Source organism: Oleiphilus sp. HI0080 (assembly GCF_001635135.1).
Window position 1 is genome coordinate 1 of record NZ_LWFU01000373.1, and the last position, 11,770, is coordinate 11,770.

The 11,770-nt window shown below is 47.8% G+C and carries 11 protein-coding genes; 6 read left to right on the forward strand and 5 right to left on the reverse strand.

The window, feature by feature from the left end; translation table 11 throughout:
- Window positions 1-362: 362 nt before the first annotated feature.
- Both A3751_RS05895 and A3751_RS05900 read left to right on the forward strand, forming a co-directional pair.
- Window positions 363-752, forward strand: coding sequence for a DUF4345 domain-containing protein (locus A3751_RS05895; protein ID WP_068453337.1), 390 nt, complete (start codon window positions 363-365; stop codon window positions 750-752).
- A 9-nt stretch (window positions 753-761) separates the two neighbouring features.
- Window positions 762-2,264, forward strand: coding sequence for an arylsulfatase (locus A3751_RS05900; RefSeq protein WP_068453339.1), 1,503 nt, complete (start codon window positions 762-764; stop codon window positions 2,262-2,264).
- Window positions 2,265-2,732: 468 nt separating this feature from the next.
- Here A3751_RS05900 and A3751_RS05905 read toward each other — a convergent pair whose 3' ends face one another.
- Together A3751_RS05905 and A3751_RS05910 are read right to left on the reverse strand one after the other, a co-directional pair.
- Complete coding sequence (locus tag A3751_RS05905; RefSeq protein ID WP_068489967.1) at window positions 2,733-3,635, reverse strand: DUF302 domain-containing protein; 903 nt, start codon at window positions 3,633-3,635, stop codon at window positions 2,733-2,735.
- A gap of 244 nt (window positions 3,636-3,879) precedes the next feature.
- On the reverse strand, window positions 3,880-5,052 hold the full coding sequence (locus A3751_RS05910) for an alkane 1-monooxygenase (RefSeq protein ID WP_068453355.1): 1,173 nt from the start codon (window positions 5,050-5,052) through the stop codon (window positions 3,880-3,882).
- Window positions 5,053-5,184: 132 nt separating this feature from the next.
- Between A3751_RS05910 and A3751_RS05915 the strand changes: the two genes are divergently transcribed.
- The 4 genes from A3751_RS05915 to A3751_RS05930 all read left to right on the forward strand — a co-directional run bounded on the left by A3751_RS05915 (window position 5,185) and on the right by A3751_RS05930 (window position 8,569).
- Window positions 5,185-6,252, forward strand: coding sequence for an AraC family transcriptional regulator (locus A3751_RS05915; RefSeq protein ID WP_068453343.1), 1,068 nt, complete (start codon window positions 5,185-5,187; stop codon window positions 6,250-6,252).
- 90 nt (window positions 6,253-6,342) lie between these two features.
- The gene (gene arsS / locus A3751_RS05920; RefSeq protein WP_068453345.1) at window positions 6,343-7,323 is read left to right on the forward strand and encodes an arsenosugar biosynthesis radical SAM (seleno)protein ArsS; all 981 of its coding nucleotides are present in this window, start codon (window positions 6,343-6,345) and stop codon (window positions 7,321-7,323) included.
- Window positions 7,320-8,132 (forward strand): TIGR04283 family arsenosugar biosynthesis glycosyltransferase, encoded by an 813-nt coding sequence (locus A3751_RS05925; protein ID WP_197466200.1) that lies wholly within the window; start codon window positions 7,320-7,322, stop codon window positions 8,130-8,132. Before arsS ends, A3751_RS05925 begins: the two co-directional genes overlap by 4 nt.
- Before the next feature lie 236 nt (window positions 8,133-8,368).
- Window positions 8,369-8,569, forward strand: coding sequence for a DUF2788 domain-containing protein (locus A3751_RS05930; RefSeq protein ID WP_068453347.1), 201 nt, complete (start codon window positions 8,369-8,371; stop codon window positions 8,567-8,569).
- A gap of 100 nt (window positions 8,570-8,669) precedes the next feature.
- Here the strand turns inward: A3751_RS05930 and A3751_RS05935 are convergent, their stop codons facing one another.
- The 3 genes from A3751_RS05935 to A3751_RS05945 form a co-directional block, all read right to left on the reverse strand.
- A complete protein-coding gene (locus A3751_RS05935) occupies window positions 8,670-8,918 on the reverse strand; it encodes a YkgJ family cysteine cluster protein (protein ID WP_068453349.1) in 249 nt (82 codons plus the stop codon).
- A gap of 42 nt (window positions 8,919-8,960) precedes the next feature.
- The gene (locus A3751_RS05940) at window positions 8,961-10,766 is read right to left on the reverse strand and encodes a BatD family protein (RefSeq protein ID WP_068453351.1); all 1,806 of its coding nucleotides are present in this window, start codon (window positions 10,764-10,766) and stop codon (window positions 8,961-8,963) included.
- Window positions 10,760-11,770, reverse strand: a 1,011-nt coding sequence (locus A3751_RS05945) for a tetratricopeptide repeat protein (protein ID WP_156492279.1), incomplete at its 5' end; no start/stop codon positions are given. The genes A3751_RS05940 and A3751_RS05945, both read right to left, overlap by 7 nt.

The window sequence follows — 11,770 nt, forward strand, 5'->3', positions numbered from 1 at the left end:
GGTGAACAGATTAACGTTAGTGTGATTATACCCAGCCAATCAGATTGAGCCGATCTTGAGAGGTTAGTATCTTTGTCAAAGCGGCCTCATAGCCAAACGAAAAAATCGTGAAGGGCTCAACGCATATCGCGTGCCGCGTGTAAAAACCTTCTAATTGTTGTTACAGACTTTTACGTGTAAAACAAACTCGTTGGTGGGGCCAAAACATGAATCAACGAGCTGCCTTGCATTTATCAAAGAGCTTTTCAATTAGAGCACTGCCAGTGCACCGATCTTTGATCAATTTTACATGGGGCTCACTTGTATAATCGGGGTTTCAGACTATATTCGTTTCAAAGTTCACGCGATTTTCGAGGGTAGATATGTCCCCACAAAGTATTTTTCTGATTGTTGCGGTAATCGGCTTGACGCCTATTGCTCTTTCCTACGGTTATGCACCGGCCACTTCTCTCGATTTTCTTTTTGGAATTGATGCAGGCTCGGTCAACGTAACGCATATTTTTCGTGCCGTAATGGGTCTTTACATGGCGCTTGCGCTATTTTGGGCGGCCGGAGCACTCAATCAGAAATATCGTCTTCCTGCGCTCTACAGCCTCGTTGTGTTTATGATCGGTCTAGCGGCCGGCCGCGCGTTAAGTTTGTTGTTGGATGGCATGCCGCATTGGTTGCTATTCGTTTATTTGTTACTGGAGCTCGGCTTTGGTTTGGTCGGTATAAAAATGATTCACAAAGAGCAATCTGAAACAGCGTAAGGATATTATATGAAATTGATTCTCCATCTACTTTTTGTGTGTGTATTGAGTAGTTTTTCCCTCACGGTATGGTCTGCTCAAGACCAGCCCAATATTTTTGTCATATTTACTGACGATATTGGGATCTCGAATCTGAGCGCTTATCACAATGGTGTGATGAGCAGTGAAACACCTAATATCGATAGCATCGCCGAGAAGGGAATGCTTCTTACCGACTACTATGCTCAGCCGTCTTGTACCGCTGGCCGCTCGGCCTTTTTGACGGGACAGTTGCCGGTGCGCACAGGCATGCACTCAGTTGGACTGCCTGGAGGGCCTGTTGGATTAAGCACAGAGACACCGACGCTCCCCGAGATCTTGAAAAAGCAGGGGTATGTCACTGGGCAGTTTGGAAAAAATCATCTAGGCGATCGAGATGAATTTTTGCCGACAATGCATGGCTTCGATGAATACTGGGGTTGGTTGTACCACCTAAATGCAATGGAATACACCGAAGACCCAGATTGGCCAAAAGATGGCTCGTTGGATGATTTCGCTCCGCGCAATGTGATTCATGCAAAATCAGACAGTAAAGGTGGCCAGACCATCAAGGATGACGGCGTGCTATCTATCGAGCGAATGCGCACCTTAGACGACGAAGTGAACAAGCACACTATCAACTTTATTGAGCGCGCAGTTGAGGCGAAGAAGCCGTTCTTCACCTGGTATTGTCCGTCTCGTGGCCACGTATGGACGCACTTATCTCCTAAGTACGAAGCCATGCTTGGACAAAATGGTTGGGGCCTGCAAGAAGTCGTTATGAAGGACCTCGATGACCATGTCGGAGAGATGCTCGCCAAAATAGAGGAGCTAGGTATTGCTGACAACACCATCATCATATTTACCGCAGATAATGGCCCAGAGATTATGACTTGGCCAGATGGCGGAATGACGCCTTATCGCGGAGAGAAAGGCACAACATGGGAAGGTGGTGTAAGAGCGCCTGCCTTAGTGAGCTGGCCTGGTAAGATTCCTGAGGGATCTGTTGGAAATGGTATTTTTGATGGCATGGATTGGTTACCGACACTTGTTGCAGCAGCGGGCGGTCCTGCCGACCTGAAAGAGAAAATGCTGAAAGGTTATGAAGGCTTTAAGGCGCATCTAGACGGCTACAATCAAACAGACATGTTGACTGGTAAAGGCGAGTCTAACCGTAAGGAGATTTACTACTATGAGCGAGACCAACTTCAGGCCGTTCGCGTCGGAGATTGGAAGGCGCATTTTGTTGTGCAAAACCATGGATGGAGTGGTCCAAAGGAAGAGCTGAATGCGCCGCTGCTGTTCAACTTGCGTCGTGATCCATTTGAGAGGGCTGCCGAAGAGTCTGGCATGTATCTGCGTTGGATGGGGCAAAAAATGTGGGCCTTTGGTCCGGCTCAAGCTGCAGTTAAAAAGCACTTGGCGACCTTCAAGGACTGGCCTACCGTGACGCCGGAAAGCGCTCCTCAAAACACAGGTGGGGTTGGTAACTAATCCCGTACAACGGCTCCCAAAGAGCCTAAGGCGAGCAAAATATATTCGGTGCTCTTAGGCTTTCTGAGTCGATTTCAAATCAAAGAACGCAACGCCCTCGGGTGTTGCGTTTTTTCTAGCATCAAGCACACCTATCGGCCGCTAAGTACTACATCCTTGTCCTAACAGTGTGTGGTAATCTATTGATTGCCTTTCTCTCGTTTTGCAAAGTCTTCCTTTGATTTCTCGCTACTATCGTCATTTACTATCGACCTGTACTCTCGACTTCACACAATCTGCCTAAACGTCATGCGGCTGAACCGCCAAAGATGCGAGCTGTCGGCTCTGTTCTATACACATTAGTTCCGCTTGAATGATTGGCTTTGCGGCGCTTTCAATACATTCCCTCGCGATTTTCGGTCGGGTTTAGCTGCGAAATATGACGGTAAAAAATGGAGCTTGCTGATGATCGAAGGAGCATTGCGCGGGCTAATCTGCGTCCAAAGCATCGCCAAAAACGGTTGATAGCCTCTTGTTAATAACCCTTAGAGCAATCGCTTTATGTACATTCTGCCGGTCTGCTATTGCAAGTAGATCGTTAAACGATAGGTGCGTAATACCTTGTGGGTCTGTCCATACAAGAAATTTTTGGCAAAAGGCGTCTAGCCCCAGAGTGGGCGCATCAGCCATTGCTTGACCACCCGGTGCCGGACCGCCAAATAAAATGAGATAAGCGGGAAGAAGGTCTACGCCAATCGCCTTGGCATTTGCTTGGAAATCTACGGCCCCAAATCGAACCGTGTCGTCCTGAGCGTCTATGGCGTCATAGATAATTTCAAGGGTCTTATCAAAATCGTATGGGCTGTCAAAAGTGACGATCCCATCAGGCTGCATGCGGTTATCTTCAAGCTGGACTAAGGCACTTGAGGGCGTGCCCGCCAGTACATGTTTTATGTTGTCCCGATAGTGCGCGCTGACGTCTTTCGTTGTGTTGTCTGCAAGCTGATATCGAGAGGAGATGTAGTCAAACGAATTATAGGTAAGTTTTGAGCTAGCATCGTCTGGTGACTCATAAGCCAGCACTCTCATTGGTAAATCGAGCGCGACTAAGGGGTTGAGCCGGATCATCGCCGTCTCTAGTTGAACATCTGAAAAAAGAACGACCCGCGCGGGACCCATGGAGGATCCAGCTTCTACCGCCAAACGTGAGTGGTCGATATCGTTAACGAGGGCAAGGTCGGGGTTTCGTGCAATGCTTGTCTTGATGATGGAGACGAACTGGTCGGTCTCACTGTATCGATCCGGGAGAATGGCCTCAGGAGAACCGCACGCGGCCAAACCAAAGCTTAAAAGTGATGCTAACCCAAAAAAACGCGCGCTGTTCAAAGCCAAAAATCTTATCCTGCGGGGGGATTAAATAGTTTAATGTCGCCCAATAATAGTACAGCATAGGTGATATTCAAGACAGCGACGGCACTGAGCGGGTTGTGCGCCGTCGCTCCAGAGCTTTGAAGAGACGCCACCCAAGCGAAGAGCTATTCTCTCGTTATCACACTACTTTGTTCAGTGTGTTCGGGTTTACCCAAAGGCCTTTTGAGCACACTCTAAGCATCGCTTGGTTTTAAGCGCGCATTTGCTATTGTCGAGTAAGCTGGTATTTCGCAACGAGCTTTTCTTGCTTGCTAGGAAGCATGTTGATCTGGTTAAGGTCTCCGTCTACAACCTCGACTAAACGCTTATCCATAACTTTAAACCAAAGCCAGGGGATATACGCCACAGAGAACATACCAAAGTAACCGTTTGGGAATGACGGTAAGTTGTCAAAATGGCGTAATGATTGATATGCCCGTGTAGCATTTGCGTGATGGTCCGAATGTCGCTGAAGATGGAAAAGGGCCCAATTAGAAAAGATGTGGTTACTATTCCAGCTGTGGTGGGGCTGTGGCCGCTCATATCGCCCAGACGGAAGCTTTTGGCGCAGCAACCCATAGTGCTCAATGTAGTTGGCAGACGTTAACTGCCACATAGACCAAAATGCAGCAATAAAAAGGTATGGCACCACTTCAGGCCCAAGCCATAAACCCATCGCTATATAAAACACGAGCGTCATTGTTAAGGTTTGAATGAACTCATTGCGCAGCGAAAACGGGTTCTTACCCTCTTTCGTTAAACGCGTATGTTCAATTTTAGCCGCGCGAATGATCGCATTAGGAAGCTCTCTCAGGGCGAAGCTGTAAATATTCTCCCCCATTTTCGAAGAGGCTGGATCTTCGGGAGTCGCGACCATCTTGTGGTGCCCTCGGTTGTGCTCAACAAAAAAGTGACCATAAGCGGCCGGTGCTAGTACGATTTTCGCTAGCCATTGATCGAGCTTATTCTTTTTGTGCCCCAGCTCGTGGCCAATGTTAAGACCATGCCCGCCGATATAGCCTGCAGTTAACGCTGAGGCGATGTATCCGCCCGCGCTTAAATCAGTGTTTGCAACAAACCAACCGATATATATGAACACGGCGATGACGATAGGGACATGGATGCGTGCAATTAGCTTGTAATACGGGTCTGCTTCAAGTTGTGGAACGACCGCTTCCGGTGGATTGCTTGTGTCCTCTCCCATTACAAAGTCGATGATTGGAAACAGCACGTACCAAAATGCGATAAACATCCAAAGAAACCATTCATTCAGGGTATTGTTGTAGAGTAAAGGCCCTGCAATGGCGAGCGCCGGAATCATGAGCGAAACCATCCATGCGTGACGCTTTTTGTCCGTGTAGGTTTCACCGGTTGGTGCAGTAAAAGTGCCAGCAGACATATTTGTTCTCCGTGCAGGTTTGTCGTTATTGTTTGTTGTCTGCAATACATTCGTGCGCGTTGCTAGCACTAACGAAATGCTTGCTGTGGATGTTATTGAAACACTAACAGCAATGAGAAATAAGCGTTGAAAGTGGCAGTGTTTCGTCATATTCTGCCAATCATGACGAGTAATACTGACTACCTCTTACCTTCTATTCACCCTAGCTATGCACGGTTGCTGGTAGCGCACCTACGTAATTTAGGTACAGAACCCTCTGAATTGTTCAAAGGTAATAGCCTTAGCTGGGTGAGTCTTTTGGAAAGCCAGAGCTTCATCAGTTTTGAGCAGTTTCGACGTTTACTAGAGCGTGCCCAGCTCAAGGCTTTAGAGGCGGATGACCGATTGCCCTTGGAGCTTGGGATATCAAGCATTAGTCAGGCCTCTTCGCACGGACCGCTTGGTTATGGCGCGTTAGCTGCTCCAACGGTAAAGGATACCTTTGAGCTCGTGCGCAAGATGATTGCTACGCGCATCGCCATCATTAGCATTGAAAGTGACGTGATGGAGGGCCAGACGATATTTCGAGTGGTCGAGAAGTTCGATCTGGATTCATTGCGACTATTCGTCTCGATAGTGTTGCTTTCATCGTTTGTCGACCTGATTGCCAAGACCACCGGAGTGAACAATACAGCGATCACGGTAAAGTTGCCTTTAGCAGAGTTGCCGCATCCCGATGCATACCAACAAAAATTTCCCAATGTAACCTTTAGTTTGAATAGTCAACATTTGGAGCTTGTGATTCCTGAGGACACCCTTCGTCAAAGATGCCTCACGGTGGACGAATTTGCCTATCGAAATGCACTTAGGGAGTGCGAGCAGCTATTACAGCAAGAAGTAAAAGGTGGTGCTTTTTCGAGACGCGTAAAAACCTTCCTGCTACGATGCGGTGGCGAATTCCCATTACAAGAAGAGGCCGCAGAGCATTTTGCTGTGTCGGTACGTACATTTATACGAAAGCTAAAAAATGAAGAGTCTAGCTATCAAACGTTGTTAGATGAGGTGCGGAAAGAACTGGTGGTTTGGTATTTATCCTCAGACGAACTCAGTATTGAGCAGATTGCTCTTAAGGTCGGCTATGCTGACACCTCAAATTTTTCACGCGTGTTTCGTCGTTGGTTTAATCAGACACCATCGGAATTTCGAAGCACGCACGAGTGATTTTGCGTCCCTCTGGGAACTTTTTAATTGCGTTGTGTTCAAAGTTAGATCGCTAGTAAGCCTAAAATAATTTTCAATGGAGTTGTTTGAATGTTGGATGTAAAACCGAGATTAATGGATTCAGAGTTTCCAAGCATCCAGAGGAAAGAGATATCAACACTTCAGGTTAATCTCGGTTATCTTTGCAATTTAAGCTGCACACATTGTCATGTGAATGCAGGACCTACCCGCAAAGAGTTAATGTCCAAGGAGACCATTGATGAGCTACTTGCACTAATCGATGCTCATGGTATCAAGACACTGGATTTAACGGGTGGGGCACCGGAGCTAAATCCACATTTTCGTTATTTCGTCGAAGAGGCGCGCGTACGGAAAGTGCATGTAATGGACCGGTGCAACCTCACCGTCTTGTTGGAGCCAGGGCAAGAGGGCTTGGCCGAGTTTCTTGCTGAAAACCAGGTTGAGGTTGTGGCCTCGTTACCTTGCTACACGGAAGACAATGTCGATAAACAAAGAGGCAAAGGCACCTTTAATGGCAGCATTAAGGCCTTAGCCCTGCTCAATAAACTCGGTTATGGCCGTGGCGATCCGAATCTTAAGTTAAGTTTAGTTTATAACCCGGTCGGCCCTTTTCTGCCACCGCCACAATCCGCGTTAAGAGCAGACTATCAGCGACATTTGTCGGAACATTTTGCCATCAATTTTGACGATCTTTACACGATTACAAATATGCCCATCGCACGTTTTGGTAGCGTTCTGTTATCGAAAGGGCAGTTTGAGCAATATATGGATCTGCTTAAAGAAGCGTACAGCGAGGCGAATCTTGAGCAGGTAATGTGTCGCACAACCATTAGTGTCGATTGGCAGGGCTTTCTGTATGACTGTGATTTTAATCAGATGCTAGAGCTGCCGATTCGTTCAAAACGCAATGATGTGATTGCGTCAGATAGAAACGCGATGCATATACGTGAGCTACTAAATACACCTTTGGATGGCCAATCGATCATCGTTGCGGAGCATTGTTTTGGCTGTACAGCCGGGCAAGGCAGTAGCTGCGGCGGCGCGCTGTGACAGAATTGGGTGAATGCGGTGCTAACTTCGAAGAAGGTATCACTGCACCTCTCTTTTCGATCATCATTCCTGTTCACAATGAAGAGGAACAAATAGAGCAGTGCATTCATAGTGCTTTCTGCGGTTTTTTCCCGAAAGAGCCCAAAAAACCGGCGTTGGCGAATAGGCAAGATGCTCTTTTGAGGTCAGAAGTCGAATTTATTGTGGTCGATGCGAATAGCCGTGACCGAACACCAAAGATAGTTGATGCGCTCGTAAAAGACTGCGCCTCAATAGGTACACTCATTAAGCATGTGCGCTCGCCGCAAGGTGGTCGCGCTCACCAAATGAATTACGGGGCATCGTTCGCCTCCGGTCAGGTGCTTGTTTTCCTTCATGCAGATACACGCATTGAACATGACTTCGCAATCGAGCTTAAGCGGTTTACTCATCAGAATAGGGTTTGGGGGTTTTGTCGTGTCAGGTTTGATAGCCTAGGTTGGGAGTACAAGATGTTGAGTTTTATGATCAACTTGCGCTCACGACTGTTTGGCATATCAACAGGGGATCAGACCCAGTTTGTTCAGTCCAAAGAATTTCATCGGGTAGGCGGCTTTCCTGCACAACCCCTGATGGAAGATATAGAACTTTCAAAATCGTTGAAGGCGCGTTCAAAGCCATTTTTACTCAATGCCTTCGTTAAGACATCTTCTCGAAAATGGCGAACAGAAGGTTTTTGGAGAACTGTCGTATTAATGTGGAAACTCCGTTTTTCCTACTGGCGCGGCGCTACGGCAGAAAGTATTCACCGGCGTTACTATCGACCGTAATTATCGACCGTAATTATCGATCGTAATTATCGATCGTAATTATCGACCGTAATTATCGACAGTAGTAAGCGGTCCTACCTGCCAAAGTATTCCGCACCCGCTGGGCTATAGACATCCTTTATGACAGTTATGTTCGCTATAACGTAATTTCACACCAATTTCGATGGTAATTTGATCTCGATCAATTAAAATGCGCGCAATCTTAATTTCTTGTTGATCTATTAATAGGTGTTTATATGTCTGTAGAGACTTTTGAAACTTGGAGCCTGACGATTGGAATTACAGTTCTTATCGCTTATATGGCTTACATCGTATGGGATTTGGCAAAGAAGTCTGACGCTGGTAAGTTCGGCACGGTTGTTCTTTTTGCTGCGCTTGGAATGGGTGCTGCGGGCTTTGTTATTAAAGCTGTTTTGGTTGAAACGCTTCAACTTTGATCTTTGATCTGATCGCATATTCGAAGCCTCGCTCTTAGCGAGGCTTTTTTGTTTCTGGGGTTTAGGTTCTGGAAATAGAGCTTCTTGGTGCGCTTACTCGTCAAGATGAAGTAGCCTTTTCTAACGCTCCTATCAACGTTAAAGCCTCATCAAAGTTTGCGCCGCAGGTGTCTTTTTCTGCGCGAAAGTTGCGACAGACATCCGGGCGCTGTTTATATACAGTACAGCGGTTTTGCTGATCCAAGTTAATACAGCGAACCCCTGCGGGCTTGCCATCTGGCATGTTTGGGAGTGCGCTGGATATCTGCGGTGCGATGCAGCAAGCGCCGCAGAATTCGTGACAATTCATGACAGGTTATGACCTTAAAAGAATCATTGTAGTATAACAACATCAAGCAGGGTAAAAGGGTGCGAGTCCTTTATTGCTCGGATTACGCTTGGTTCTCTGTTCTGCATTGCGGGTGGTATCGACGACTAATTTGGTTAATCTGTTTTTGGTTTCCTTGTCTAGTTCCTGAGCTTCTTTCGCGAAGTGTGCGGCTTCAAACAGCCTCACTAGTTGCCTAAATTCTGCCTCTATGTCTTGACTGATTGTTGGCGCCAACTCTGAAAGCAATTCGAACCAATGTCTGGCCTTAACTGCGAGGCTGTGGTCATTGGATTTTACTGCGTCGGTTAGCCGATCGCTTAGTGTCGAAAGTTGCGCCTCTGCTTCTGTGCCTGAATGCAGTTCGTGAGGGGCTGTTGGAGCGGGCTGACGACTGAGCCTTCTATAAAGGTATGCAGCATGCATAGCCCACAACGTAAGCGCCGTTAAGGTTGCGTAGATCCATAACGTGCCGCTGGCTGATTCTGCTGTCACGGCGCCGTGATCGTCCTCGGTAATTGGTGTAATGATTGGCGTATTACCGAGGGTGCCATTATCGGATTCAGGAAGAACGTCATTCATTTCAAGCGGCGGCGCATTCTTCTCAGTGTTTTGCTGAGAGTGGGACGCATATTCGTCAGGAAGTATCGTAATGACGCGCTCTGGAACCGTAGCGGTTCTTTCTCGATCATTCACTGTATCCCACCATTTGAGCTTAATGGCGGGCAGTGTGTATTCGCCTGGAGAAATCGCGACCATTGCCTGTGTTTCAAGACGCGAGCTCTGAACGCCTTGCGCATGTTCGCTTGCGTTCACCTGAGCTTGATCTGGATAAATTTTCATTCCGCTAATAGAAGGGGCTGGCAACTCTGGTAGTGCTGATCCGAGTAGGCCTAGCGCGGAAATGCTGATCTTTCTTGTGATCGAGTCGCCTTGTTTAATCTCGGTGATATCAGGGTCGTATGTTTCGTTGATGAACAAACTCGTAGCGGGTAGCCACGTTTCGCCGCTGAATGTGCTTGGTGGTTGTCTAACTTGGAGGGCAACTTCGTTTGAAAGCTCTCTTGCCCGTCCGCGTCGCCGGGTGCGCGCATCGACAACGGCGCCGCTGAATTCTTGAGCGGATATGGTTAAAGGCCCACTCTTTTGAGGGAATAACAAGTAACGGCGCTCATAGACTTCGTAGCGTTGGTTAAAACGCATTTTATAGGTCTTGCTCGTCTCTCCGAGAGGCTCAATGATAAGATCTGGGTGCGTTGGTTCACTCATATCGCCGCGAGCCTCCCCAAGCGTATACAGCTCGAGCGTGTAAATGATCTGCTCTTGTAAGTAAGGCGAGGGTTTGTCGATACTCGCCTTCAAAAAAACGGGCGGAGGGTTCGATTCGTCGCGTGGACGATTCCCCGCAATGACGTCGATGTTTATCGGGGAGCTGGTCGAATCCTGAAATGTCGCTTGTGGAACTTGTAACACGCCACTTCGCTTTGGGCTTAACGCATAACGCCATGTAATGAGGCTTTGCGTTTTGCCGTTTATGGACTGCATATTGTAGCTTTGCTGTTTATCAATGATTTCCCAGTCTTGCTCAATGCCCTCGAAACTAGGTGATTCGACTTGCGCTCCGCCAAAATTCATCAAGCCACCAAGACTGAAATCCAGCTCTGAATTCACTTGCACTGTGAGGTTCAGAATCTCATTCTGATAGAGCTTGTTCTTATCAACGCTCAGATTGAGTTCCGTCGCTGCTGAAGCACTCAAGGCGTTCCCAAGCAAGAAGAGCAGGGCTAATAGATTGGCCCTAAGTGACAGGAACGGGACGCGGTTTACCATAGTGGTTCCTCTGAATAATGTTCTCTACTGCGCTCTCTCGCTTGTTGCTCGAACTTACGACGCAACAGACCGGATGGGTCGTCTGGTACGCGGCGCATCCACTGCTCATAGGAGCGTTGTTCTTCCGAAGAAAGCGACTCCTCTATTGCCATGGATTGGTTTTCGGTTGGTGTTGGTTCCTCAAGCGCCTTTCGCTGCTCTGGGGTGAGATTGGTATCGGCTAGGCTTTCAGCTTTTTTCGCGCTGGGGTCTGAATTCTCTGAACCTCCTTGAGACTGCTGAGCCTGCTGATTCATTTGCTCAATATCGCTCGTTGATTCAGGCATCGCCTGTGAATGTTGCGCTTCATCTTCGCTCTGAGCTGTGTTGTCGGTGGTGTTTGACGTTGATTGCTGCGCTTGATCTTGTTGGTTTTCGTCTTGCTCTTGGCTCGAACGTTGGCCGCTTTCCTGACTATTTGTATCTTCTGATGACTGTCCTTGTTGTTGGGATTGTTGCTGTTGAGATTGTTGGTCAGAATTGGTTTCAGAGCTTTGCTGAGAATCTTGACCCTCGGATTGCTCGCTTGGCGGACCTCCAGCCTGTTCTTGCTCTTCTAGCATGCGTTCGATAATTGCTTTGTTTGCGAGAGCCTGCTCATTGAGTGGCGCTTTCTCAAGTGATCGTTCATATGCTTCGAGCGCCTCAGGTAGTTGTCCCGCGCGCGCACGGGCGTTGCCTAGATTATAAAGGTTTTCGGCGTCTTCAAACTGAGAATAAAGTTCTGCCGCCTGCTCATAGTTCCCTGACCGGTAAAGTGCATCGGCTTTGTGTCGCGGAGACGTATACAGTTGCGCGGCAATATCGTAGTTACCTTGTTGGACTTGACGCTGAGCTTGCTGATCTGGCGTCAACCACAGATCGCTAAACTCAAACGCATCCGCCTGTTGAGGACTGATAAAGATTAAAAGAATAAGAAGGCCGCCTTGGCGATACGCAAGCAAGCAAAGGGGGAGTGCCAGAAC